The organism is Streptomyces pyxinicus (assembly GCF_024753135.1).
GTDB classification, from domain to species: domain Bacteria; phylum Actinomycetota; class Actinomycetes; order Streptomycetales; family Streptomycetaceae; genus Streptomyces; species Streptomyces pyxinicus.
The window spans coordinates 131,544-154,982 of the sequence record NZ_JANUGP010000018.1; the positions used below are offsets into that span (position 1 = coordinate 131,544).

The 23,439-nt window shown below is 73.8% G+C and carries 23 protein-coding genes and 1 riboswitch; of the genes, 6 read left to right on the forward strand and 17 right to left on the reverse strand.

Annotation, left to right across the window (positions count from 1 at the left end):
* Positions 1–34: 34 nt before the first annotated feature.
* From NX794_RS22875 to NX794_RS22885, 3 genes are read right to left on the reverse strand one after another with little or no spacing between them, the layout of a single operon-like run.
* Positions 35–712: a response regulator gene (locus tag NX794_RS22875; protein WP_258780606.1), complete on the reverse strand. Its 678-nt coding sequence runs from the start codon at positions 710–712 to the stop codon at positions 35–37.
* Complete coding sequence (macS, locus tag NX794_RS22880) at positions 709–1,935, reverse strand: MacS family sensor histidine kinase (RefSeq protein WP_258780607.1); 1,227 nt, start codon at positions 1,933–1,935, stop codon at positions 709–711. Before macS ends, NX794_RS22875 begins: the two co-directional genes overlap by 4 nt.
* A 36-nt stretch (positions 1,936–1,971) precedes the next feature.
* Positions 1,972–2,700: a lysophospholipid acyltransferase family protein gene (locus NX794_RS22885; protein ID WP_258780608.1), complete on the reverse strand. Its 729-nt coding sequence runs from the start codon at positions 2,698–2,700 to the stop codon at positions 1,972–1,974.
* 169 nt (positions 2,701–2,869) lie between these two features.
* Here NX794_RS22885 and NX794_RS22890 point away from each other — a divergent pair, with 169 nt between their 5' ends.
* Positions 2,870–3,649: an alpha/beta hydrolase gene (locus NX794_RS22890; RefSeq protein ID WP_258780610.1), complete on the forward strand. Its 780-nt coding sequence runs from the start codon at positions 2,870–2,872 to the stop codon at positions 3,647–3,649.
* The gene (locus tag NX794_RS22895; protein ID WP_258780612.1) at positions 3,642–4,226 is read left to right on the forward strand and encodes a hypothetical protein; all 585 of its coding nucleotides are present in this window, start codon (positions 3,642–3,644) and stop codon (positions 4,224–4,226) included. The genes NX794_RS22890 and NX794_RS22895 overlap by 8 nt, the downstream gene beginning before the upstream one ends.
* A gap of 4 nt (positions 4,227–4,230) precedes the next feature.
* Here NX794_RS22895 and NX794_RS22900 read toward each other — a convergent pair whose 3' ends face one another.
* The 6 genes from NX794_RS22900 to NX794_RS22925 all read right to left on the reverse strand — a co-directional run bounded on the left by NX794_RS22900 (position 4,231) and on the right by NX794_RS22925 (position 9,286).
* Positions 4,231–4,968, reverse strand: a complete 738-nt coding sequence (locus NX794_RS22900; protein ID WP_258780614.1) for an endonuclease/exonuclease/phosphatase family protein — start codon at positions 4,966–4,968, stop codon at positions 4,231–4,233.
* 118 nt (positions 4,969–5,086) lie between these two features.
* A complete protein-coding gene (locus NX794_RS22905; RefSeq protein ID WP_258780615.1) occupies positions 5,087–6,040 on the reverse strand; it encodes an ROK family glucokinase in 954 nt (317 codons plus the stop codon).
* Between the two features lie 67 nt (positions 6,041–6,107).
* Positions 6,108–6,605 carry a DUF5304 domain-containing protein gene (locus NX794_RS22910; RefSeq protein WP_258780616.1) on the reverse strand — a complete coding sequence of 166 codons (498 nt, stop codon included), beginning with the start codon at positions 6,603–6,605 and terminating at the stop codon, positions 6,108–6,110.
* Between the two features lie 56 nt (positions 6,606–6,661).
* Complete coding sequence (locus tag NX794_RS22915) at positions 6,662–7,837, reverse strand: ArsA family ATPase (RefSeq protein WP_258780617.1); 1,176 nt, start codon at positions 7,835–7,837, stop codon at positions 6,662–6,664.
* A gap of 52 nt (positions 7,838–7,889) precedes the next feature.
* Entirely contained in the window at positions 7,890–8,330 is a 441-nt protein-coding gene (locus NX794_RS22920) for an SRPBCC family protein (protein ID WP_258780618.1), read from the reverse strand.
* 158 nt (positions 8,331–8,488) lie between these two features.
* The gene (locus tag NX794_RS22925; RefSeq protein ID WP_258780619.1) at positions 8,489–9,286 is read right to left on the reverse strand and encodes a metallophosphoesterase family protein; all 798 of its coding nucleotides are present in this window, start codon (positions 9,284–9,286) and stop codon (positions 8,489–8,491) included.
* Between the two features lie 297 nt (positions 9,287–9,583).
* Here NX794_RS22925 and NX794_RS22930 point away from each other — a divergent pair, with 297 nt between their 5' ends.
* A complete protein-coding gene (locus NX794_RS22930) occupies positions 9,584–11,380 on the forward strand; it encodes an AMP-dependent synthetase/ligase (protein WP_258780621.1) in 1,797 nt (598 codons plus the stop codon).
* Positions 11,381–11,457: 77 nt separating this feature from the next.
* Here the strand turns inward: NX794_RS22930 and NX794_RS22935 are convergent, their stop codons facing one another.
* Positions 11,458–12,600: a glycosyltransferase family 4 protein gene (locus NX794_RS22935; protein WP_258780622.1), complete on the reverse strand. Its 1,143-nt coding sequence runs from the start codon at positions 12,598–12,600 to the stop codon at positions 11,458–11,460.
* 142 nt (positions 12,601–12,742) lie between these two features.
* Here NX794_RS22935 and NX794_RS22940 point away from each other — a divergent pair, with 142 nt between their 5' ends.
* The gene (locus tag NX794_RS22940; protein ID WP_258780624.1) at positions 12,743–13,978 is read left to right on the forward strand and encodes a glycosyltransferase family 87 protein; all 1,236 of its coding nucleotides are present in this window, start codon (positions 12,743–12,745) and stop codon (positions 13,976–13,978) included.
* Positions 13,979–13,985: 7 nt separating this feature from the next.
* Here NX794_RS22940 and NX794_RS22945 read toward each other — a convergent pair whose 3' ends face one another.
* From NX794_RS22945 to NX794_RS22965, 5 genes are all read right to left on the reverse strand, one after another.
* On the reverse strand, positions 13,986–15,140 hold the full coding sequence (locus tag NX794_RS22945; protein WP_258780625.1) for a hypothetical protein: 1,155 nt from the start codon (positions 15,138–15,140) through the stop codon (positions 13,986–13,988).
* A gap of 93 nt (positions 15,141–15,233) precedes the next feature.
* Complete coding sequence (locus NX794_RS22950; protein WP_258780626.1) at positions 15,234–16,235, reverse strand: C40 family peptidase; 1,002 nt, start codon at positions 16,233–16,235, stop codon at positions 15,234–15,236.
* A 240-nt stretch (positions 16,236–16,475) separates the two neighbouring features.
* Positions 16,476–17,510 carry a C40 family peptidase gene (locus tag NX794_RS22955; RefSeq protein WP_258780627.1) on the reverse strand — a complete coding sequence of 345 codons (1,035 nt, stop codon included), beginning with the start codon at positions 17,508–17,510 and terminating at the stop codon, positions 16,476–16,478.
* Positions 17,511–17,736: 226 nt separating this feature from the next.
* Complete coding sequence (locus NX794_RS22960) at positions 17,737–19,080, reverse strand: NYN domain-containing protein (RefSeq protein WP_258780628.1); 1,344 nt, start codon at positions 19,078–19,080, stop codon at positions 17,737–17,739.
* 45 nt (positions 19,081–19,125) lie between these two features.
* Positions 19,126–19,365: a hypothetical protein gene (locus NX794_RS22965; protein WP_258780630.1), complete on the reverse strand. Its 240-nt coding sequence runs from the start codon at positions 19,363–19,365 to the stop codon at positions 19,126–19,128.
* A 153-nt stretch (positions 19,366–19,518) separates the two neighbouring features.
* Here NX794_RS22965 and NX794_RS22970 point away from each other — a divergent pair, with 153 nt between their 5' ends.
* Both NX794_RS22970 and NX794_RS22975 read left to right on the forward strand, forming a co-directional pair.
* A complete protein-coding gene (locus NX794_RS22970) occupies positions 19,519–20,310 on the forward strand; it encodes a rhomboid family intramembrane serine protease (protein ID WP_258780631.1) in 792 nt (263 codons plus the stop codon).
* Positions 20,307–20,588, forward strand: coding sequence for an Lrp/AsnC family transcriptional regulator (locus tag NX794_RS22975; protein WP_258780632.1), 282 nt, complete (start codon positions 20,307–20,309; stop codon positions 20,586–20,588). Before NX794_RS22970 ends, NX794_RS22975 begins: the two co-directional genes overlap by 4 nt.
* A 36-nt stretch (positions 20,589–20,624) precedes the next feature.
* Here the strand turns inward: NX794_RS22975 and NX794_RS22980 are convergent, their stop codons facing one another.
* Together NX794_RS22980 and trpD are read right to left on the reverse strand one after the other, a co-directional pair.
* The gene (locus NX794_RS22980; protein ID WP_258780634.1) at positions 20,625–21,986 is read right to left on the reverse strand and encodes an aminotransferase class V-fold PLP-dependent enzyme; all 1,362 of its coding nucleotides are present in this window, start codon (positions 21,984–21,986) and stop codon (positions 20,625–20,627) included.
* A gap of 145 nt (positions 21,987–22,131) precedes the next feature.
* Positions 22,132–22,248, reverse strand: a riboswitch (SAM riboswitch).
* Between the two features lie 73 nt (positions 22,249–22,321).
* Positions 22,322–23,386 (reverse strand): anthranilate phosphoribosyltransferase, encoded by a 1,065-nt coding sequence (gene trpD, locus NX794_RS22985; RefSeq protein WP_258780635.1) that lies wholly within the window; start codon positions 23,384–23,386, stop codon positions 22,322–22,324.
* Between the last annotated feature and the right edge of the window lie 53 nt (positions 23,387–23,439).

The following is a 23,439-nucleotide window of genomic DNA, read 5'->3' on the forward strand; positions in this document are numbered from 1 at the left end:
GAAATGACCTTCCGGCCGTATCGCGCCCGCCGCGTCACTCGTCGTCGAGTCCGCGTTCGATCGCGTAGCGCACCAGCTCGACGCGGTTGTGGAGCTGGAGCTTGCCGAGGGTGTTCTGGACGTGGTTCTGCACCGTGCGGTGGGAGATGACGAGGCGCTCGGCGATCTGCTTGTAGCTCAGGCCCTTGGCGACGAGGCGCAGCACCTCCGTCTCCCGGTCGGTCAGCCGGGGCGCCCCGGGCTCGTCGGCGTCCGGCGCGGGCGCGGGCTCGGAGGCCAGCCGCCGGTACTCGCCCAGCACCAGCCCGGCCAGGCCCGGCGTGAACACCGGGTCCCCGACCGCCGTACGGCGCACCGCGTCCACCAGTTCCGCGGTGGACGCCGACTTCAGCAGATAGCCGGTCGCCCCGGACTTGACCGCCTCCAGCACGTCCGCGTGCTCGCCGCTCGCCGACAGGACCAGCACCCGCAACGCCGGGTTGTGCGCCACCAGTTCCTTGCAGACCAGCACGCCGGGCTTGGCCGGCAGGTTGAGGTCGAGCACCAGGACGTCGGGCGCGGCGGCCTTGGCCCGGCGGACCGCCTGCTCGCCGTCCCCGGCGGTGGCGACCACCTCGAAGCCGGACTCGCCGAGGTCCCGGGCGACCGCGTCCCGCCACATCGGGTGGTCGTCGACCACCATGACCCGGATCGGCGCCTGCTGTTCGGTCATCGCTGTTCCGCTCTCTTCCCCCGCGCCCGTACGGCGCCCTTCGGTATCGTCAACTCGACCTCCGTGCCCTGCCCGGGGACGGAGAGCAGCTCGGCGCTTCCGCCGAGGTCCCGCAGCCGGCCGCGGATCGACTGGGCCACCCCGAGCCGGCCCTCCCCCTCGGCCTGCGCGAGCCGGCCCTCGGGAATGCCGGGCCCGTCGTCCCGTACCGTCACGACGACCGCGTCCGGCTCGTCCTCCAACAGGATCCAGGCCCGCGCCTGTTCGCCCGCGTGCCGGCGGACGTTGTCCAGCGCCGCCCCGACGGCCGCGGCGACTTCCCGGGCCGCGGCGGGCGCCAGCTCCACCGGCGCGCCGGGCTCGGCGAGGCTCACCCGGCCGCTCGCGTAGGGCGCGAGCAGGTGCCGCAGGTCGGCGGGACCCGTGTCGTCCGGCTCCTCCACCACCCGGACGACGGCGCCCTCGGCCGCGTCCTCCGACACCCGGGACACCGGCACCAGGCCGCCGGAGACCAGCGTGCGCAGGGCCACCTCCTGCTCCCCGGCCAGCCGGCCCAGCTCGGCCGCCTCACCGCCGAGCGCGGTGCCCCGGCGCTTCACCATCGCCAGCACCTGGAGCACGCTGTCGTGGATGTCCCGGGCCAGCCGCTCCCGCTCCCGGGTCGCGGCCTCGATCTCCAGGGCGCGGGCCAGGGTGCGTTCGGAGGCGCGGGCCACCTCCACGACGTAGCCGATGGCGATGGAGGCCACCCAGACCAGGACCACGTTGTGCACGGTGTCGCGGGCGGGATGGCCGCGCTCGACCAGGTTGGCGACGGCGACGGCGGTGGAGGCGACGGCCGCCCAGCGCCAGCCGCCCTTGATGGCGAAGGCCAGCACCGCGCCGGCGGTCCATATCGACGGCAGGGTGGGGCCGCCGCTCGCGATCCGCTCGGGGTTGTCGGCGAGCGGGGTGAGCAGGATTCCGGTCAGCGCGACGGTCAGGTCAGCGGCCAGGAAGCGCTTGGTGCAGGCGGCGGCGCCCGACACCTTGGGCAGGGTGGCGAGCGTCCACCCGGACAGGAAGGCGTAGTAGGCGACGGCGACCCAGGGGCGAGCGAAGTGGGCGTACGCGGTGGCGCACAGGCCGATGGCGTACAGCATGGTCAGCACGCGGTACCCGGCGAGCGCGCGCCACAGCGGCAGCTCCACCGACATCCGCAGGACGCGCTCGCGCCTCGGCATCTCCCCCGGTCCCCCCTTGGCCTCCCCGGCCGTCGCTCAGGCCCCGGCCTGCTTCTTCTCCGCCTCCTTGGCCGCCTTCGCCGCCTCCGCGAGCTGCCGCTTGGCCGCGGTCGCGTAGACGTCGACGTACTCCTGGCCGGAGAGCTTCATGATCTCGTACATGACCTCGTCGGTCAGGGCGCGCAGCACGAACCGGTCGTGTTCCATGCCCTGGTAGCGGCTGAAGTCCATCGGCTCGCCGATCCGGATGCCGGGCCGCATCAGCTTCGGCATCACCTTGCCGGGCGGCTGGATCTTCTCCGTGTCGATCATCGCGACCGGGATCACCGGCGCGCCGGTGGCCAGCGCCACCCGGGCCAGGCCGCCGGGCTTGCCCCGGTAGAGCCGGCCGTCGGGCGAGCGGGTGCCCTCCGGGTAGATGCCGAACAGTTCGCCGCGCTCCAGCACCTCGATGCCGCTCTTGATCGCGGCCTCGCCGGCGCCGCGTGCCCCGGAGCGGTCCACCGGGAGCTGCCCGACGCCCTTGAAGAAGGCGGCGGTCAGGCGGCCCTTCACGCCGGGCGTGGTGAAGTACTCGGCCTTGGCGATGAAGGTGACCTTGCGGTCCAGCATCGTCGGCAGGAAGAACGAGTCCGAGAAGGACAGGTGATTGCTGGCCAGGATGGCGGGACCCTCGGCGGGAATGTTCTCCGCGCCCTCCACCCATGGCCTGAAGGCGACCTTCAGCGGCCCGCCGATGGCTACCTTCATCGTGCCGTACAACACCCGTGTGCCTCCCGTTTCCGTCGCACAGACCTTAACCCGGCGGACCGACGAAGGCTCCGACGACCCTGGTCGGTGTCAGTACGGTCGCGTACGGTGAGGCACATCCGCGCGTTTCCTCCCGCCCCGGCCGGACATCGGACGGGGCCCGCCAGGACAGGAGTGTCCCAAGGTGCCGGTTCTCCCTGGAGCCGAGCCGTACCGCCACGAGGGCGGGGAGGTGGGCGTCCTCCTCTGTCACGGCTTCACCGGTTCCCCCCAGTCACTGCGCCCGTGGGCGGAGCACCACGCGGCACACGGCCTGACCGTGTCGCTGCCGCTGCTGCCCGGCCACGGCACCCGCTGGGAGGACATGCAGCTCACCGGCTGGCAGGACTGGTACGCGGAGGTGGACCGCGAGCTGCGCCTGCTGGCCGAGCGCTGCTCCCGCGTGTTCGTCGCGGGCCTGTCCATGGGCGGCGCGCTCGCGCTGCGCCTCGCGGCCCGGCACGGCGACCGGGTGGCCGGCGTGGTGGTGGTCAACCCGGCGAACAAGGTGCACGGCCTGTCGGCGTACGCCCTTCCCGTCGCCCGGCACCTGGTGCGCACCACGAAGGGCATCGCCAGCGACATCGCGAAGGAGGGCGCGGCCGAGCTGGGCTACGACCGGGTGCCGCTGCACGCCGCGCACTCACTGCGGGTGTTTTTGCGCCGCCTGGACGGCGAGCTGCCCCAGGTCACCCAGCCGTTGCTGCTGCTGCGCAGCGCCCGGGACCATGTGGTGCCTGCGGCGGACTCGGCGCGGGTGCTGAGCCGGGTGTCGTCCACGGACGTGACCGAGCGCGTGCTGGAACACAGCTACCACGTCGCGACGTTGGACCAGGACGCGGACCGGATCTTCGAGGAGAGCCTCGGTTTCATCGGCCGGCTCGCACCTGGTGTCGGCGAGGAAGGGACGGCCGCAGTTGGCTGAGCACGACTCCGACCGCGACAAGCCCGAGGAGCGCGAGCCGGACGAGCGGGGAGTGCCGTTCGACGAGGCGGCCGCCTGGCGTGCCATCGTCGCCGGGTACGGCGAGGAGCCGCCGGACCCGCCGGGCGCCAAGCCCTTCAAGGCGGTCGAGGACCTGGCGCTGCTGGAGAAGGACCCCGAGGGCCCCAAGAAGGCGGAGGGCGACCGGGAGGACGCGGCCGAGCGGCCCGCCCGCCCCCTGGGCAGCTCGGTCTCCTTCGCGCCCGGTGTGGGCCCCCGCGACCACTCGGCGCCGGAGGCCTCCGAGGACGACTTCGACGAGGATGACGAGGGCCACTTCGTGCCGCCCGAGCCGCCGCCGCTGCCGGAGACCGACACCACCGCCAGGTTCGCCTGGCTCGGGGTGGTCGGCGGCCCGGTCCTGCTGCTGCTCGCGGTGCTGCTGGGCTGGCAGATGACCTGGTGGCTGACCACCCTGGCTGTCGGCGGCTTCCTCGGCGGCTTCGCGACGCTGGTGACGCGGATGCGCACGGACGACGACGAGGACGACGACCCCGGGCGCGGTGCCGTGGTCTGACCGGTCAGGCCGCCGGGATCCGGACGGCGGCCAGCACCGGGAGGTGGTCGGTGGCCGCGATGAGATCGGCGCCCGGCAGATCCGGGGGGACGCCGCAGCCGAGCACCTGCACGCCCTTGGTGGCGAAGACGGCGTCGATGCGCTGGTGCGGGTCGGCCGGGGTGGAGGTGAGGTCGCCGCCCCAGGGAGCGGTGACCCGGCAGTCCTGGAGGGTTTCGGACAGCCGCCGGAAGGTGCGGCCGTCGGGCCGTTCGTTGAGGTCGCCGCCCGCGATCGCGTGCTCCACACCGAGGCCGGCCAGCCGGTCGAGGAGCATGCCGCCCTGCTCGTACCGCTCGTCGCGTTGCAGGCTGAGGTGGCAGCTGAGCACGCCGAGGCGGACGGCGCCGAAGCGGACGACGGCGGTGGCGAAGCCGCGCCGGTGCAGGCCGGGGGTGAGCGGCAGCAGCACGTCCTCGGTCCGCTCGACCGTGGTCCGCAGACCGCACAGGATCGCCGGGCCCGCCGCGGTCGCGCCGCCGGTGAGGAGCACCTGCCCGGAGGCCGCGGCGAGACGGGCGAGCTTCTTGCGCCAGCGGAAGAAGCGCGGGGCCTCCTGGACGAGGACCAGGTCGGGGGCGCAGGCGGCGATGACCCGGGCGAGGGCGTCGGTGTCGTCGCGCATCGAGCGGATGTTGTAGCTCAGGACGCGGACGACGGCCGAACCGTCGGGCTCTGTCGTGGACTTGGGGAGCGGCGCCATGTGGATCACAGTACGCCCACGGCCAGGGGCGCGAGAGGGGTACGCGGCCCACAGCCGGTCGCGTACCCCTCTCGCGCCCCTTGTCCGGCGGCGTCCGCCGGGGATCAGCGCACCGGAGTCACATGATCGGGTCGGGTTCGCGGGCCAGGTCGGCCGCGCCCACCAGGCCCGCCTCGTTGCCGAGCTGGGCCGCGATCACGTCGGCCACCGGACGCCAGTTGCCGCCGACCAGCCAGCGCTTGTAGGACTTGCGGATCGGGTCCAGGACCAGCTCGCCCTCGTCGGACAGGCCGCCACCGACGATGAACGCGGACGGGTCGAACAGGGAGGCCAGGTCGGCGAGGCCCGCGCCGGCCCAGCGGGCCAGCTCGCGGTAGGAGTCGGTGGCCACCGGGTCGCCCTGCCGGGCGGCCATGGAGATGTGCTTGCCCTCGATGCCGTCCGGGGTGCCGTCGCCGAGGGAGAGCAGCAGCTCCGCGTTCTCGGGGGTGGCGTTGGCGCGCTGCTTGGCGTAGCGGACCAGGGCGCGTCCGGAGGCGTACTGCTCCCAGCAGCCCTGCGAGCCGCAGCCGCAGAGCAGGCCGTCCGGGACCATCCGGATGTGGCCGAACTCGGCGGCCACGCCGAAGTGGCCGCGGCGCAGCTTGTTGCCGATGATGATGCCGCCGCCGAGGCCGGTGCCGAGGGTGATGCAGATGACGTTGCGGTGGCCCTTGCCCGCGCCGAACCGGTACTCGCCCCAGGCCGCCGCGTTGGCGTCGTTCTCGACCACGACCGGGAGGCCGGTGCGCGCCTCGACCTTCTCCTTCAGCGGCTCGGTGCGCCAGTCGATGTTCGGCGCGAAGTACACCGTCGAGCGCTGCCGGTTGACGTAACCGGCGGCACCGATGCCCACGCCGACGATCTCGTGTCCGGCACGCGCGCCCTCCACGGCCGAGGCGATGGCGTCCACGATGGCCTCGGGCGTGGTGGGGGTCGGCACCTTGAAGGTCGAGAGGATGTTGCCTTCCTCGTCGACCACGCCGGCCGCGATCTTCGTGCCGCCGATGTCGACGCCGATGGTGAGTCCCATGAATCCCTCAGTTCCGGTCGAGCCCCGCTACGGCCAACCGTACCCGAGCCCTTGCGGTGCCAGGGCTTCAGTCCAGGTCGATGCGCTCCCCCGGACCGGTGCCCGCGCCCCCGTCATCCGGGCCGTGCCGGTCCTCTCGCCACTCCCCGGACACGTCGGCCGGCCCCTTGGTCCAGCGGCGCTCCTGGGCCTGGACGGCGGACCGGTAGGCGGCGAGCAGCTCGCCGCCGGCCGCGGCGAGATGGTCGAAGACGTCCGGGTTGCGCTCTATCACCGGCTCGACGGCGGCCTTGGCCTGCTGGACGACCTGCCGGACCACCTGCTGGGCGGCGGGCCCGCCCAGGGAGCCGAGCAGCGGCGACTGCAGACCGGACAGCCGGTCGGCCACCGTGTCCACGAGCCGCTTCAGCTCCTCGGCGGCCGAGCCCGGCGGCGGACCGTGCTCGGTCCGGCGGCGGGCCTTCTCGCCCGCCAGGTCCTCGGCGCAGGCGTCGGCCCACGCGTCGGCGTCGACCGTCCGCGGCTCGTCCCCGGCGGCTTCGTTGGCGGCACGCTCATCACTCATGGCGGACTCCTGACTCCGGTCGCACCTTCGACGTTACCCGAACGGGCGTACCGCGTTCAGCGTCCGGCGCCGGGCCACAGACCGGGGTCCGGGGCGAAGCGGATGCGCAGTTCGCCGTCGCGCAGGGCGGCGCCGGCGACCGTGCAGCGGCGCAGGGCGGAGGGGAGGGGGACGATCCGGCGGTGCGGACCGGTGGTGACGAGGAGTTCGTCGCCGCGGCGGACCAGGTCGAGTTCGTCGCGCAGGGCGCCGGGCAGCGGAATGTGCCAGACCAGGACGCCGTCCTCGGCGATGCGGTCGGTGACGGGCCACTCGACCGGGGCGGGTGCCGGGTTGACGGGCGGGACGGCGAGGGCGGCGAGGTCGTCCGGGCCGTGCGGGTCCCGGCCGAGGTGGCGGACGGGGTGGACGGGGTACGGCTGCTGCTGCCACGCGTCGAGGGCCTTGGCCTGCTGGGCGGCGAGGCCGGCGAGCCAGGCGTCGGCGGGGGCGTCGGGCAGGACGCGGTTGGCGATCAGGCCGTCGGTGCCGAGGCCGCGCAGGGCGAGGCCGAGGACGGCGGTGCGGACGGCCTCGGCGCCGGCCGGGCCGGGTTCGGCGACCAGCCGGACGGTGGTGCCGCGGTCGGTGAGGACGGACTGGACGGCGGCGAGTTCGAGGTCCCAGCGGGCGGCGGTGTCGTAGAGCCAGTCGGCGGGCATGGGCACGCCGGCCAGCCGGCCGAGGACGGGGCGCAGGGCGCGGGCCGCCTGCCGCTCGGCCGGCAGCAGCCGGCGCAGATAGCGGCGGAGTTCCTCGGGCAGGGCGAGCAGGGCGAGGGCGTCCGGGAGGGGCGGCAGGTCGACGACGAGGAGGTCGTAGCGCTCGGAGAGGGCGGCGTCCCGCAGGGCGCGCAGGAGGGACAGTTCCCCGGCGCCGGGCAGCGGGGTGACCTCCTCGGTGTCCAGGCGGGCGGCGCCGAGCAGGTCGAGGACGCTCGCGGCGCGGGTCTGGAAGGCGGTGAGGTCCTGCCGGAAGCGGTCGGCGGCGTCGGGGCGCCAGGCCGTGAGGCCCGGTGCGGCCTCGGTCGGGGCGGGTCCTGTCCCGGTGCCCAGGGCCGCGCCGGGGGTGTCGGCGCGGTCGGCGCTGAGCAGGAGCGTACGGCTGCCCTCGGCGGCGGCACGCTGTGCGGTGGCGGCGGCGACCGTCGTCCGCCCGCTGCCGCCGGGGCCGGTGATCAGGATGGTGCGCATGAGGGTGAACGGTAACCGAGGCGGGGGGCGGGGGCGGGTCCGCCCCGGGCGGCTACTCGCCCGACTCGACGCGCTTCTTCAGGCCCGCCAGCGCACGGTCGATGATGACCTTCTCGGCCTTGCGCTTGATCATGCCGAGCATGGGGATCTTGACGTCCACGGTCAGCCGGTAGGTGACCTCGGTGCCGCCCGACGCGGCCGGCTTGAGCAGGTAGGAGCCGTCCAGGGAGCGGAGCATCTGGGACTTGACGAGGGTCCAGGAGACCTCGTGGTCGCCGGTCCAGGTGTAGGCGAGGGTCTGGTCGTCCTTGATGGCGCCGGCGTCCATCACGAGGCGGACCTGCTCGGCGCGGCCCCGGGCGTCGGTCGCGAGGACCTCCGCCTCCTTCACCTCGCCGGTCCAGTCCGGGTAGCGTCCGAAGTCGGCGATCACCGCCATGACGTCGGCGGGGGCCGCCTCGATCGTGATGCTCGAACTGGTGTGTTCCGCCATCGCCGTGGCTCCTCCGGATGCGCGCCGTGTGGGTGTTCCCGTGTGCGCCGGGCCGCGCACACGGGTGCAGCGTGAAGGCTACCGCGCCCCCGCCGCGCCGCCGTCACCCCAGGTCCCCGGGTGCCGGGGACCCACGGGGGGCGGTCGGGCGGGGGCGGTCACCATTCCAGCACCCAGGGCCGGCCCGTCCCGGCGAAGTGGCCGACGTTGACGCATTCCGTCGTCCCGATCCGCATCCGCCGTACCAGCGGCTGGTGGACGTGGCCGAAGAGGGAGTAGCGCGGCCGGGTGCGGCGGATGGCGGCCAGCAGGGCCCGGCTCCCCCGCTCGAAGCGGCGCGCCACCGTGTCGTAGACCAGCTCCGGCACCTCCGGCGGGATGTGCGTGCACAGCACGTCGACCTCGCCGACCGCCTCGATCTTGGCCGCGTACTCCTCGTCCCCGATCTCGTAGGGCGTGCGCATCGGGGTGCGCAGGCCGCCGCCGACGAAGCCGAAGGTCCAGCCGCCGATCTCGACCCGCTCGCCGTCCAGCACGGTGGTGCCGGGCCGGGCGTACTCCGGCCACAGCGGCGGCATGTCGACATTGCCGTAGGTGGCGTACGTCGGGGTGGGGAACGCGGCGAACAGCTCGGCGTACTGCTTGCGCACCGCCCCCTCGATCGCCGCCCGCCGGTCGGAGCCGACGCCGGCCCACAGCCGGGCGCCGAACTCACGGGCCTCGGTGAAGCGGCGGGCGGTGCGCAGCTTGACGATGCGGTCGGCGTTCTCCTCGCCGAACAGGTCGGGGAAGATGCCGCGCGAGTGGTCGGCGTAGTCGAGGAAGAGGACGAGGTCGCCGAGGCAGACCAGGGCGTCGGCACCCTCGCCGGCCCGGGCCAGGTCCCGGGCGTTGCCGTGCACGTCGCTGACCACGTGGACACGCGTCCTGCGGCCGCCGGAGGGTGTGGATGACATGGTGATCAAGCGTAGGCCTGTGCGCTCGGCGTGAACAGTGTCGGCCCGGCCTGCGGTTACTCGCCGGTCGGTTCGGCCGTGGACTACTGTGCGCGAAGGAACGTCAGCCTGTGTGACGCAGCGAACATCTCGCGGGAACCCCCTGTCGAAGACGCCATACCGGCGGGTAACGTCCGGGCAGTCCAGTCGTGCTCCGGGTTTCGCCATCCGGGATCCCCGAGCACTTGCCCGAGCCTTGGACCGCACCGTCGCATCACACAGTGTCGTGGCGCCGGCGCCCTATGAGGAGCAGCAGTCTTGCGCGAGTTCAGCCTTCCGGCTTTGTACGAGGTCCCCGCGGACGGGAATCTGACCGACATCGTCCGCAGAAACGCCGCGCAGCATCCGGACGTCGCCGTCATCGCCCGCAAGGTGGGCGGGGTCTGGCAGGACGTGCCGGCCCGGGAGTTCCTCGCCGAGGTGCGCGCCGCCGCCAAAGGGCTGATCGGCGCCGGGGTGCGGCCGGGCGACCGGGTGGGCCTGATGTCCCGGACCCGGTACGAGTGGACGCTGCTGGACTTCGCGATCTGGAGCGCGGGCGCGGTCACGGTGCCGGTGTACGAGACCAGTTCCCCGGAGCAGGTGCAGTGGATCCTGTCCGACTCGGGCGCGACGGCCTGTGTCGTGGAGCTGGACGCCCACACGGCCGCCGTGGAGGCGGTGCGCGAGACGCTGCCGGCGCTGAAGAACGTCTGGCAGATCGAGGCCGGCGCGCTGGAGGAGCTGGGGCGGCTCGGCCAGGACGTGTCGGACGAGACGGTCGAGGAGCGCAGCTCGCTCGCCAAGGCCGACGACCCGGCGACGATCGTCTACACGAGCGGCACGACCGGCCGGCCCAAGGGCTGTGTGCTGACCCACCGCAGCTTCTTCGCCGAGTGCGGGAACGTGGTGGAGCGGCTGCGTCCGCTGTTCCGCACCGGTGAGTGCTCGGTGCTGCTGTTCCTGCCGCTGGCCCATGTGTTCGGGCGGCTGGTGCAGGTCGCGCCGATGATGGCGCCGATCAAGCTGGGCTGCGTCCCGGACATCAAGAACCTCACCGACGAACTGGCCGCGTTCCGGCCGACGCTGATCCTCGGGGTGCCGCGGGTCTTCGAGAAGGTCTACAACGCGGCGCGGGCGAAGGCGCAGGCCGACGGCAAGGGCGCGATCTTCGACCGGGCGGCGGACACCGCGATCGCCTACAGCAAGGCGCTGGACTCCGCCTCGGGCCCGTCCTTCGGGCTGAAGCTCAAGCACAAGGTCTTCGACAAGCTGGTCTACGGCAAGCTGCGCGCGGTCCTCGGCGGCCGGGGCGAGTACGCCATCTCCGGCGGCGCCCCGCTGGGCGAGCGGCTCGGCCACTTCTTCCGGGGCATCGGCTTCACCGTCCTGGAGGGCTACGGCCTGACCGAGTCCTGCGCCGCGACCGCGTTCAACCCCTGGGACCGGCAGAAGATCGGCACGGTCGGGCAGCCGCTGCCGGGCTCGGTGGTGCGGATAGCGGACGACGGCGAGGTGCTGCTGCACGGCGAGCACCTGTTCAAGGAGTACTGGAACAACCCGGGCGCGACGGCGGAGGCGCTGGCCGACGGCTGGTTCCACACCGGGGACATCGGCACCCTGGACGAGGACGGCTACCTCCGGATCACCGGCCGCAAGAAGGAGATCATCGTCACGGCGGGCGGCAAGAACGTGGCGCCGGCCGTGATCGAGGACCGCATCCGGGCGCACGCGCTGGTCGCGGAGTGCATGGTGGTGGGCGACGGGCGGCCGTTCGTGGGCGCGCTGGTCACGCTCGACGAGGAGTTCCTGGGCCGCTGGGCCGCCGAGCACGGCAAGCCGGCGCACTCCACCGCCGCGTCGCTGCGGGACGACCCGGAGCTGCGCGCGGTGATCCAGGCGGCGGTGGACGACGGCAACGCCGCGGTGTCGAAGGCGGAGTCGGTGCGCAAGTTCCGCGTGCTGTCCTCGCAGTTCTCGGAGGAGTCGGGGCACCTGACGCCGTCGCTGAAGCTGAAGCGGAACGTGGTGGCGAAGGACTACGCGGACGAGATCGAGGCGATCTACGCCAAGTAGGGGCGCCGGGTGCGTGCCCGGCCACGGGTGCGTCGTGGTGGTTCGCGCAGTTCCCCGCGCCCCTTTCGGGGCGGTCTTCACAGCAGCGTTTTCAGGTCCTCCGCCAGCAGGTCCCAGCGCCATTTCTCCTCGACCCAGCTGCGGCCCCGCTCGCCCATGCGGCGGCGCAGCCCGGGGTCCTGGAGGAGGACGGTGACACGGTCGGCGGTCTCCTCCGCCGAGCCGCCCCGGACGACCCAGCCGGTCTCGCCCTCCAGCACCGCGTCCGGGGCGCCGCCGGAGTCGCCGGCGACGACGGGCAGGCCGGTCGCGGAGGCCTCCAGGTAGACGATGCCGAGTCCCTCGACGTCCAGGCCGCCGCGCCGGGTGCGGCACGGCATGGCGAACACGTCGCCGGCGCCGTAGTGCGCGGGCAGCTCGGACCAGGGCACGGCGCCGGTGAAGCGGACCGAGGCCTCGACGCCGGTCTCCCGGGCCAGCCGGCGCAGGTCGGACTCGTAGGGGCCGCCGCCGACGATGAGCAGGACGGTGTCGGGCTCGGCCGCCAGGATGCGGGGCAGGGCCCGGATCAGGGTGTCCTGGCCCTTGCGCGGGACCAGCCGGGAGACACAGACCACGACCGGGCGGTCGGTGAGGCCGAGGCGGGCGCGCACCTCGGCGCCGCCGGAGCCCGGGTGGAAGGTCTTCTCGTCGACGCCGGGCGGCAGTTGCCTCATCCGTCCGGCCGCCTCGGGGGTGAGGGCGGTCGCGATCCGGGAGCGGGTGTACTCGCCGAGGTAGGTGATCGTGTCCGTGGACTCCCCGATCCGGCGCAGCAGTTGCCGGGCGGCGGGCAGCTGGGCCCAGCCGGCCTCGTGCCCGTGCGTGGTGGCCACCAGCCGCTCGGCACCGGCCCGGCGCAGCGCGGGTGCCATCAGGCCGAGCGGTGCCGCCGCCCCGAACCACACCGAGGTGCACCCGTGCTCGCGCAGCAGTCCCACCGCGCGCCGGGTCGCCCCCGGGGTGGGCAGCAGCATGGTCGTCCGGTCGCGTACGACGGTGAAGGGCTGCTCGGCGTCGAACGCGGCGGTGGCCTCGGCGCCCTCCCGGCCGCGCTTCCAGGTGGAGGCGTGGACGACCAGCCGGTCCGGGTCCAGGCGGAGCGCCATGTTGTGCAGGAAGGCCTGGATGCCGCCCGGGCGGGGCGGGAAGTCGTTGGTGACGATCAGGGTCTTGTGCATCGACGCCGACCCTACCCAATCGGCCGTCCGCGGCCTGGTGCGCGGGCGGGTCCCTGGCATGCGCGCGGTGTCCGGGACATGATGGGCGGGCGGAATCGAACGGCACGCAGGACGCGACGGGAAACGAACGGCAGGGGTGGACGTGGAGACGAAGGCCGTCCGGCGGTCCCTGACCGGGCCCCTGGTGACCTGGGGTGTCACGCGCGCGGTCCTGCTGCTCTTCGTCTTCCGGGTACTGCTGTTCCCGGGTCCGGACGTCACCTCCGACGTGTCGGTGATCTACCGGGGCTGGTACGAGGTGCTGCGCACGGGAACGTTTCCGCTGGACGACGTGACCTGGCAGTACCCGCCCGCGGCGGCGCTGGCGGTCCTGTCCCCGGCCGCGCTGCCCTTCCTGTCGTACCCGCACGCCTTCTTCGTGCTGGCCGCGCTGGCAGACCTGGTGGTGCTGGCGCTGCTGGCGCACGCGGGCCGGCGCCCCGACGGTTCGCGGCGCGGGCTGTGGGTGTGGGTGGCCGGGGTGCCGCTGCTCGGCCCGACGGTGTACGCCCGCTACGACGTGATGGTGACCGCGGTGGCCGTGGCGGCGCTGCTGGCCGGCGTCCAGCGGCCCCGCGTGCTGGGCGCGCTGACGGCCCTCGGCGCGCTGCTGAAGGTGTGGCCGGCGCTGCTGCTGGTGGGCGCGGTGCGGCGGCGGGCGTGGGCGTCGGCGGCGGTGACCTCGGCGGGCCTCGCGGCGCTGTTCGCGGTGTCGATGCCGGGCGCGTTCGCCTTCCTGACCTTCCAGCGGGACCGGGGCACCGAGGTGGAGTCGGTGGGCGCCCTGGTCTTCCATGTGGCCCGGCAGTTCGGCTGGAGCGGCCAGGTGCTGCTGAACTACGGCTCGATCGAGTTCGTCGGTCCGGGGGTGGCCGAGGTCAGCACGGCCGCGCTGGCGCTGACCGCGGGCGCGTTCGGCTGGCTGCTGCTGTGGCGGCTGCGGGCGACGCGCGTCTCGCCGTACACCCTGGCCGACGCGGCCTTCACGGCGGTGCTGCTGTTCACGGTCACCAGCCGGGTGATCAGTCCCCAGTACCTGGTGTGGCTGATCGGCGTGGCCGCCGTCTGCCTGACCGCCCGCGCGAGCCGGATGGGGCCGCCGGCCCTGCTGGTGGTGGCCGCCTCCCTCGTGACGGTGCTGGAGTTCCCGCTCGGCTTCGCGCACGTGGTGGTGAGCGACGGGTACGGCGTCGCCCTGATGTTCCTGCGCAACGGCCTGCTGCTGGCGGCGGCCCTCGTGGCCTGCCGGCGCCTGTGGCGGGCGACCGTGCCCGCCCGGCCCGCGATCCCCTTCCCGCCCCGGCAGACCCGGACCGAGGAGACCCCGGTCTCGTCCTGAGCGGCGCTCAGCCGAGCTGGGCCGCCAGATAGGCGCGCCAGCGGGCCGTGAAGTCCGCCGGGGTGGTGCCGAGGACCGATTTCAGGGCGTCCTCGACGGCGCCGGTGCGCCGGGTGTGGGTGCCGACCGCGTCGTAGAAGGCGATGAGCCGGGACGGGCCCCAGTGGTCGGCGATCAGACGGCAGGCCAGCCAGGCGCCCTCGTAGGCCTCGGCGAGTTCGGTGGGGTCGCTGGTGAAGCCGAAGTCCTTGTCGGTGGGGAGCGCGTCCGGGGTCTGCCCGTCCGCGAGGGCGCGGGCCAGTTCGGGGGCGATCTCGGTGGGGGTGCGGCCGGTGTCCAGGTAGCCGGTCCAGTCGGCACAGCCCTCGGAGAGCCACAGCGGGGTGGCGGCGGTGGTGTGCGCGCGGGTGGCCACGTGGGTGGTCTCGTGGGTGAGGACGACCTGTCTGCCGAGGTCGCCGAGTCCGCTGTACGCCTCGGGGTTGACCACCACCCGGTCCGCGGGCGCCCGCCCCGAGGCGGCGGCCTCGCCGGTGGTGACGGCGGCGATGCCCCGGTAGTTGGCGGCGGGCGAGCCGAGCAGGGCGGCCATGCCCGCGAGGGTGCGGGGGACAAGCACGACGACCCGCCGGCTCCAGCCGGTGCCCCACCGCCGGGTCACCGCCGGGACGGCCCGGTCGGCGAGCCGGGCGTAGGGCCGCAGCGCGGCGGCCGGCTGCCCGGCGCCCAGAACCAGGCTGTGGGCGCCCTGGACGGCGGTCACCGTGCCCTGGTCCCACAGCTGCTGCTCGGCGTGCGCGGCGGGCCGGTCGGCGCTGACGTACCAGGCGCCGTCGGCGGTGCGGGAGAGGGTCAGGGTGCGGCGGGCGTCGACGGGGGCGGTGTCGTAGCCGGCCACGCGGTAGCGCAGGTCGGCGGCGGCCACGGCGCCCGAGGAGGTGCGGCGCACACTGGTGACCCGGTAGGCGAAGGAGGCCAGCGGCAGGGCGCGCAGCCGGGTGTACCCGGTGCGGGTGCCGGTCGCGCCGTACGCGGACGCGTCGTGGCCGAGCAACGCCCCGGCGCGCCGGTCGAGGACCCGCTGCACCTCGGCGCGGGCGGGGTCGGACGCCGTGCCGTGCCCGGCGCAGCCGGCGAGCGGCAGCAGCAGACCGAGCGCCACGGCCCCCGCGCTCCACGCCCCGCCCCGGCACCCCCCGCTTCGACACGCCCCTCTTCGACCGGCCACTTCCCGATCGTACGGTGCGCGGGCCGGTCAGGGCCGGGTGACGGAGGAGACGGGCATCATGCCGACCGGGTCGTAGCGCACCGCGGCGCCCGGGTAGGGGGCGTGGATGACCTGGCCGTTACCGGCGTACATGGCGACATGGCTGGCGTCGGCGCGGTAGACGACCAGGTCGCCGGGGCGGGCCTGGGACAGCGGCACCTGGTGGCCGGCGAAGCGCTGTTCCTGCGAGGTGCGCGGCAGGTGGATGCCGGCGTGCGCGTACGCCCACTGCATCAGGCCCGAACAGTCGAATCCGGAGGGGCCGTTGGCGCCCCACACGTAGGGGCGGCCGAGGGCGGTGCGGGCGGCGGCGAGCGCGGCGGCGGCGCGGCCGTCGGGGGCGACCGCGGAGGTCAGGTCGGGGCGGCTGCCGCGCGAGGCCCGGTCGAAGGCGGCCCGGTCGGCGGCGGGCAGGCCGTTGAGAAGCCGGCGGGCCTGGGCGAGTTTGTGCTCCACGGTCCGCTTGTGGGCGGCGACGGCCTTGCGGCTGCGCTCCAGCTCCGCGAGCTTGCCGGCCGCCTCCGAGCGCTCCTGGGCCAGCTCCCGCATCGCGTTCTCCAACTCCCGGAGCTGTCCGGCCTGCTGGGCGCCGATGCGGTCGAGGGTGGCGGCCTTGTCGAGGTAGTCGGCCGGGTCGTCGGAGAACAGCAGCGCCACGGTCGGGTCGATGCCGCCGGAGCGGTACTGGGCCCCGGCCAACGAGCCGAGCCGCTCGCGCAGGTCGTTGACGCGCAACTGCCCGCGGGCGATGTGGTCCTGGGCGTCGCGCACCTCGCGGCGCAGCGTCCCGGCCCGCTCGGCGGCCTTGTCGAAGGCCTGGGTGGCGCGCTCGGCCTCCTCGTAGAGCCGGTCCACCTCCGCGCGGGTGTGGCCGTGCGGGGCCGCGTGGGCCGGTACGGCACCGAGGGCGGCGGTCGCGGCGGACAGCACGCACAGTGCGGTCGCGCCCCGGTCGAATCCGGAGGGGGCAAGGCGGCGGTGGGACCCCACGGCAGTCCTTCTGCTGGCGGACGGGAGTGCCGCCCCGGCGCCTGGGGACGGGGAGGCCCCGGCGTCGGGGAAGCGGGCCAGACAGTAGCCGCGCGGACGGGTCCGGACCAAAGACCCCGGCGTCAACACACGGTGACGCCCCGCCGCTGACGCAGGTCAACGGCGGGGCGGGGAGTCAGTTCCGGTTTCGCGGATTCGCTCGTTCGGGCGCTTCCGTGTCGCCGGGCGCCGGGGCGTGGGTCAGACCCGGACGCCGAACTGGAAGGGCATGTTGCCGATGGCCTCGTAGCGGACCACGGCGCCGGTGTGCGGGGCGTGCAGCACCTGGCCGTTGCCGGCGTAGAGGCCGACGTGGTGCAGGTCGTTGTAGAAGAACACCAGGTCGCCGACCTTGAGGTCGCCCTGGCTGTAGATGCGGGTACCCGTCTGGGCCTGGGCCTCGGAGGTGCGCGGGATGGAGACGCCGGCCTGGGCGTAGGCCCAGGAGGTCAGGCCCGAGCAGTCGAAGGAGGAGGGGCCGGTGGCGCCGTACACGTACGGGGAGCCGATCTTGCTCTGGGCGGCGGAGAACGCCGCCGAGGCACGGCCGGAGGCGGGCGGGGCGTCGCCGAGGTCCACGCGCTCGCTGGAGGAGCGGTCGGCACGCTGCTGCTTCTGGGCGAGCGCGGCCTTTTCCTTGGCGGTCAGGGTGTTGAGGAGCTTCTGCGCCTCGCCGAGCTTGCCCTGGACCTCCTTCTTCTTCTCCGCGAGCTGGGTGCGGGTGGCGGAGAGGTCCTTGAGCTTCTCGGTGGCTTCCGCCCGCTCCTGGGCGAGTTCGCGCTGTTTGTCCTGGATCTTCTTCAGCGCGTCGACCTGCTGGCCGCTCAACTGGTCGAGCGTGGACGCCTTGTCGAGGTAGTCGTCCGGGTCCGAGGACAGGAAGAGCTGGATCGAGGCGTCGATGCCGCCGGAGCGGTACTGGGCGGTGGCCAGCGAACCCAGGCCGTCGCGCAGCTTGTTGAGGTCCTGCTGGCCCCGGGCGACGTTGTCCTGGATCGTGGAGATTTCCTTCTGCAGCTTCTGCTGCTTCTCCTTGGCCCCGTTGTACTTCTCGGTGGCCTGCTCGGCCTGCTCGTAGAGCTTGTCGACCTTCGCCTTCACCTCGTCCTTGCCCGGCTTCTCGGTGGGCGCGGCGTTGGCGGCGTTCGCGCTGAGCGCGACGGCAGCGGCGGCTGCGGTGGTCAGCACGGTGACACGCGTGCGGCTCGGCTGCTTGGGTCGACGGTGGGACGCCACTGAGGACGAACTCCTTCTTGTGAGTGTTCACCCGTTCGGAGGTTCGAGGCCCGACCCTAGTGACCCAGTTGTGATCAGTTCAAATCCTCACGACAAAAAACCCGGTCACGCAATGCATTCTTTGCACAGAACGCACGTGCAGTGATGCCGGGTTGACGCTACGTTGCGTGACGATACGGCCAATTCGGGCAATGCGTATGCCCGTTGGACCTTCGGGACAGTCGCTTCAGGACAGCCGCTTCAGGAGCACCGCGGAGGCCACCGGCCGGGCACCGGCCCTGGCGACGCCGTCGGCCACCTCGCGGTCGGTGGAGGCGACGATCACCGGACGCCCGGGCGGCTCGGCGCGCACCAGCTGGCGGATCAGCTCGTCCGCCGTCACGCCCGGCTTGGAGAACAGCACCCGCACCCCGCGCGGCGGCGCCAGCAGCACCGGCGCGGCCAGTTCGGCGCCGTCGAAGACGCAGGTCACCTCGGCGCCGGTCTGCGCGGCGAGCGCGGAGAGCTGGCCGAGCAGCCGCAGGCGCTGCTTCTCCAGCGGCATCTGCGGATAGCCGGTCTTGGTGACGTTGTAGCCGTCGACCACCAGATGGGCCTGCGGCAGCGCGAGCAGCTGGTCCAGGATCGCCGGGTCGTGCTCGGACAGCGCGCGGGCGGCGATGTCCTTCGGGGTCATCCGGCCCGGTTCGACCGCGTCCACGGTCTCCGCCGGACGCACCGACACCGGGGGCAGGGCGAGTTCGCGGCGCAGGCCCTGGGTGGCGTCCAGCAGGGTGTCCAGCAGCAGCCGTACCCGCATGTCCTCCACGCTGCGGCCCTCGCGGGCGGCCCGCCGGGTGGCCTCCAGGGACGCCTCGGCCTCGCCCAGGCGCGCCTTGAGCCGCCGGGACTCACTCTCGGCGGCCGACACCCGCGTCTGCGCCTCGGCGCGGGCGGCGTCGGCCTCGGCCCGCGCCTTGCGCAGCGCGGCCTCACCGCGCCGGACGTCGCTCAGCGCGGCCCGCAGCTTGCGGTGCAGGGCCTCGCTCTCCCGCTTGGCCGACTCCAGTTCCGCGCGCAGCCGTTCGGTCTCGGCACGGGTGTGCTCGCGGGCCTGGGCCAGCTCGGCGCGCAGCCGCTCCAGTTCGGCCCGGCTCTCCTCGTCCGCGCGTTCGGCGTCCGCGCGCTGGGCCTCCTCGCCGGCCGCGGTGACGAGCTTCACCCAGTCCGCCGGACGCAGTACGTAGGCCGCGGCCGCCACGTCGAGCGGGTCCGCGGCCGGGGGCGGGGAGCCGGAGTCGAGGGCGCCGGCGAGTTCCGGCTGCGCCTCTCTGAACTTCTCGCCGATCCGCTGCCGGAACACCGGCTCGGTCTCCAGCGCCGCCGCCATCGCGTTGCCGGCGAACTTCGCCCGGCGATTGGGGGCGAACCGGGCGTACTGCCGCAGCTGCGCGGGCAGTTCGGCCATGGTCAGGCCGCCGAAGGCGTCCGCCACGATCTGCACGACCCGGCGGCGCACGCCGTCGGGCAGCGGACGGTCAAGCACCTCGGCGGTGCCGTCCCCCGGCCCCCCGCCCGCGGTCTCCACCATCCGTCACACCCCACTACTTCCTCTGTCGCCTCCGGACGGCTCCGCTCAGGAACCGGCGCCCGGCCTGTCCACCAGCTCGACCTGGTCCACCGCGTTGCACCACCGGCAGCGCACCGACTCGATGGTCTCACTGACCACCTCGCGCTCCTCCACGTCCGGCTCACCGGCCAGGTCGAGGTGCACGTACTCGACGACCTTGGACGAGCGCGTCACGTCGAACCGGGTCAGATTGCCGCACAGGGTGCAGCGCCACCGGGTCGTGGCGGTCGGCAGGGGAACCGTCATCGTGGTGATCCGCTTCCTTCTGGTCTCGGTCAGCGCCGCCGGCCGGCGCGTGTGGCTCGTAACCCTACGGCCTGCCGGGTGCCCGCCGCCCGTCCGTCCACGGCGGCGAGGCGGTCTGTCAGCTTGCGTCCTGTTACGTCATGCTCTGTAGTCATGATCGGTACCTGGAGCACGGCGGCCGGCAGAGCCCTCAGAGCGGTGCGGGGAACCTCGGCGCCGGTGACGTACGGCCTCATCGCGCTGTGCGGCCTGATCTTCGTCCTGGGCCCCGCCTCCGGCCTGACCCCGGCCTACGGCACCGGTAACGCGCCGGCGCTCGCGCAGCGCGCGTACTTCCGCCGCTGGGGCGTGGTCCCGGACGAGCTGTTCGACGGCGCGGCCCGGGAGGCGCTCACCCCGGCCACCGCCCTGTTCGTGCACGGCAGCTGGGTGCATCTGCTCGGCAACATGCTCTTCCTCTTCGTCTTCGGGGCGATGACCGAGGAGCGGATGGGCCGGGTGCGGTTCACCCTTTTCTACGGCGGCTGCGGTTACCTGGCCCTGGTCGGCTACGCGGCCGCGAACGCCACCTCCCAGCAGTCGCTGGTGGGCGCCTCCGGGGCGATCTCCGCGGTCCTCGGTGCGTTCCTCTACCTGTTCCCGCGCGCCCGGGTCACCAGTCTCCTGCCGTTCCTGTTCTTTCTGCCGCTGCGCTTCCCGGCCTGGGTGGTGCTGCCCTTCTGGGCGGCCCTCCAATGGCTGGCCGCCGGGCAGGCCTCCGACGGGCCCGGCGTGGCCTACCTCGCCCACCTGGTGGGCTTCGGGCTCGGCTTCGGCTACGCCTGGCTGCGCTACGGCCGGCCGGGGCGGTCGCGGGGCGGCCTCGGGGAGACGGTGGCGGGAGACGAGCGCACTAGAGTGAGGTCCGCACCCGCCCCGGCACCCGAGGGAGAGAACCAGCCGTGATCACCGCGATCGTCCTCATCAAGACCAGCGTGGACCGGATCCCCGAGATCGCGGAGCGGATCGCCGCGCTGGAGAGCGTCAGCGAGGTCTTCTCGGTCACCGGCACCTACGACCTGATCGCCATGGTGCGGGTCAGCCGGCACGAGGACCTGGCCGACGTGATCCCGGGCCGCATCAGCAAGATCCCCGGCGTGGAGGGCACGGACACGCACGTCGCGTTCCGCACCTACTCCCAGCACGACCTGGAGGCCGCGTTCGCGATCGGCCTCGACAACTAGCCGTTCCGCGAAGCGGCCCCCAGGGGTCGGCTCCGGTCAGACCGCCGGGACGCAGCGGCCCTCCTCCGTGCGGTACCGCCACTTGGCGCCCTCGGCGACCAGTTCGCGCACCGCGGCGACGAAGCGGTCCACGTGCTCGTCGGGGGTGCCCGCGCCGAAGCTGACCCGGATGGCGTTGAGGGACTTCTCGCCCGGCGCCGCCTCGGGGGCACCGCACTCGCCCTGGGTCTCGGGGTCGCTGCCGAGCAGGGTGCGCACCAGCGGGTGGGCGCAGAACAGGCCGTCGCGGACGCCGATGCCGTACTCGGCGGAGAGGGCGGCGGCGAAGTGCGAGCTGTTCCAACCCTCGACCACGAACGAGAGCACGCCGACGCGCGGGGCGTCGTCCCCGAACAGGGAGAGGACCCGCACCTCGGGCACCTCGGCGAGCCCCTCGCGGACCTTGGTGATCAGGTGCCGCTCCCGGGCCACCAGGCCCTCCCAGCCGGCCTCGGTGAGGGCCTTGCAGGCCGACGCGATGGAGTAGGCGCCGATGACGTTCGGGGAGCCCGCCTCGTGCCGGGCGGCGCTCTCGTGCCACTCCACGTCCACTCCCCCGTCGGTGCGCCGGGTCACCCGGCGGCTGGCGCCACCGCCCGCGAGGTACGGCTCGGCGGCCACCAGCCAGTCGGCGCGGCCGGCCAGCACGCCCGAGCCGAAGGGGGCGTACAGCTTGTGCCCGGAGAAGGCGATCCAGTCGACGTCCAGCTCCGTGACGGACACCGGGTGGTGCGGGGCGAGCTGGGCCGCGTCGAGGACGATCCGGGCGCCGTGGGCGTGCGCGGCGGCGGCCAGCTCGCGCACCGGCCACAGCTCGCCGGTGACGTTGGAGGCGCCGGTGACGCAGACCAGGGCCGGCCCGTACGGGTCGCGGTCGGCGAGGGCGCGCTCCAGGGTCTCGACGGCCTGGCGGGGGGTGCGCGGGGCGTCGAGGTAGGTGACCTCCGCGTCCTGCCAGGGCAGCAGCGAGGCGTGGTGCTCGGTCTCGAAGACGAAGACCTGGCAGCCGGCCGGCAGGGCGCGGGCCAGCAGGTTCAGGGAGTCGGTGGTGGAGCGGGTGAAGACGACCTGGTCGTCCTCCCGGCAGCCGAGGAACCCGGCGACCGTCCGGCGGGCGTTCTCGAACAGGTCGGTGGAGAGCTGGGAGAGGTAGCCGGCACCGCGGTGGACGCTGCCGTAGTACGGGGCGTAGGCGGCGACGTCGTCCCAGACGCGCTGGAGGGCGGGGGCGCTGGCCGCGTAGTCCAGCGCGGCGTAGGCGACCTCGCCGCCGGTCACGAGCGGCACGGTGACATCTCCGCCCAGAACGGGCAGCGGGGCACAAACGGTCTGGGCGGCGGCAGCGGTGGAGACGGACATGGGTGGACTCCCGTGAGGACGTACGCGCGAAGAGGCGTACGGAGATGAGGTGAAAGGGGTGTGCGGAGGCGGGGCTCTGCGGCCCTATCGCATTCGCTTGCTCACGGGAGGCTCCCTCGACGACCAGGACCCCTGGGGTTCGAGGGGTCCGCGCTTGCCGCGGACCTCGCTGCCCACGGCCTGGTCTTCACCCGGGGCACCCCGCCACGGACGGAGGGTTGCCGGACAGTCGGCCGGGGCCTCATGACTGTCACTCATGACCTGGAAGGGAACGTACGCGAAATGATCGTCGCCCCGCAACCCCTGTCCGGATCGCGGGACGACGACCGCCGGTGTCAGGCCCTGCTGGCCGCCACCCAGCGCTCCAGGGCCCGCTTGGCCGCGCCCGAGTCGACCGACTCCCGGGCCTTGGCCATGCCGGCGCGCAGCTGGTCGGCGAGGGAGGCGTCCGTCGGCCGCAGCGCGACCAGCGCGGCGGCCGAGTTCAGCAGCACGGCGTCCCGTACGGGCCCCCGCTCGCCGTCCAGCAGCCGGCGGGCGACCTCGGCGTTGTAGGCCGCGTCGGCGCCGCGCAGGGCGTCCACCGGGACCAGGTCGATGCCGACGTCCCGCGGGTCGAAGGTCTCCTCGGTGACCTTGCCGTCGCGGACCGCCCACACCCGGGAGGTGGCGGTGACGGTCAGCTCGTCCAGTCCGTCGTCGCCGCGGAAGACCAGGGCGGAGTTGCCGCGCTCGGCGAGCACGCCGGCCACGATCGGCGCCATCCGCGGGTCGGCGACCCCGACCGCCTGGGCGCCGACCCTGGCCGGGTTGGTGAGCGGGCCGAGCACGTTGAAGGTGGTACGGATGCCGAGCTGGCCGCGGGCCGCGGCGACGTGCCGCAGGGACGGGTGGAAGCGCACCGCGAAACACATGGTGATGCCGGCCTCCTCGGCGACCTCGGCGACCCGGCGCGGGGTCAGGTCGAGGTTGATGCCGAGCTTCTCCAGGACGTCGGAGGAGCCGGAGGCGGAGGACGCGGCGCGGTTGCCGTGCTTGACGACCTTCGCCCCGGTGCCGGCGACGACGATCGCGGACATCGTGGAGATGTTCACCGTCTTGGCGCCGTCGCCGCCGGTGCCGACGATGTCCACCGCCGGGCCGGGCACCTCGATCACGTTGGCGTGCTCGTACATCGTGCGGACGAGTCCGGAGATCTCCTGGACGGTCTCGCCCTTGGCGCGCAGCGCGACCATGAAGCCGGCGATCTGGGCGTCGGTGGCCTCGCCGCGCATGATGCGGTCCATCGCCCACGCGGTCTCGTCGGCGGACAGGTCCCGGCCGGCCAGCAGGCCGTTCAGCAGGGCGGGCCAGGAACGGCCCGCCGCGGTGTCGCCTCCAGCGGGGGTCACAGCGCTCATCAGCCGCTCCTGGTGATCTGGGAGTCCAACAGAAATCCTGCGGAGAGTCCTCC

What these genes read in the sequence shown, in the direction of transcription:
- NX794_RS22935 (WP_258780622.1), bottom strand. Translation starts at nt 12,600, where the DNA reads ATGCACAAGACCCTGATCGTCACCAACGACTTCCCGCCCCGCCCGGGC.
- NX794_RS22925 (WP_258780619.1), bottom strand. Translation starts at nt 9,286, where the DNA reads ATGTCATCCACACCCTCCGGCGGCCGCAGGACGCGTGTCCACGTGGTC.
- NX794_RS22920 (WP_258780618.1), bottom strand. Translation starts at nt 8,330, where the DNA reads ATGGCGGAACACACCAGTTCGAGCATCACGATCGAGGCGGCCCCCGCC.
- NX794_RS22900 (WP_258780614.1), bottom strand. Translation starts at nt 4,968, where the DNA reads ATGGCGCCGCTCCCCAAGTCCACGACAGAGCCCGACGGTTCGGCCGTC.
- NX794_RS22910 (WP_258780616.1), bottom strand. Translation starts at nt 6,605, where the DNA reads ATGAGTGATGAGCGTGCCGCCAACGAAGCCGCCGGGGACGAGCCGCGG.
- NX794_RS22965 (WP_258780630.1), bottom strand. Translation starts at nt 19,365, where the DNA reads ATGACGGTTCCCCTGCCGACCGCCACGACCCGGTGGCGCTGCACCCTG.
- trpD (WP_258780635.1), bottom strand. Translation starts at nt 23,386, where the DNA reads ATGAGCGCTGTGACCCCCGCTGGAGGCGACACCGCGGCGGGCCGTTCC.
- macS (WP_258780607.1), bottom strand. Translation starts at nt 1,935, where the DNA reads ATGCCGAGGCGCGAGCGCGTCCTGCGGATGTCGGTGGAGCTGCCGCTG.
- NX794_RS22980 (WP_258780634.1), bottom strand. Translation starts at nt 21,986, where the DNA reads ATGTCCGTCTCCACCGCTGCCGCCGCCCAGACCGTTTGTGCCCCGCTG.
- NX794_RS22905 (WP_258780615.1), bottom strand. Translation starts at nt 6,040, where the DNA reads ATGGGACTCACCATCGGCGTCGACATCGGCGGCACGAAGATCGCGGCC.
- NX794_RS22960 (WP_258780628.1), bottom strand. Translation starts at nt 19,080, where the DNA reads ATGGTGGAGACCGCGGGCGGGGGGCCGGGGGACGGCACCGCCGAGGTG.
- NX794_RS22875 (WP_258780606.1), bottom strand. Translation starts at nt 712, where the DNA reads ATGACCGAACAGCAGGCGCCGATCCGGGTCATGGTGGTCGACGACCAC.
- NX794_RS22915 (WP_258780617.1), bottom strand. Translation starts at nt 7,837, where the DNA reads ATGCGCACCATCCTGATCACCGGCCCCGGCGGCAGCGGGCGGACGACG.
- NX794_RS22970 (WP_258780631.1), top strand. Translation starts at nt 19,519, where the DNA reads ATGATCGGTACCTGGAGCACGGCGGCCGGCAGAGCCCTCAGAGCGGTG.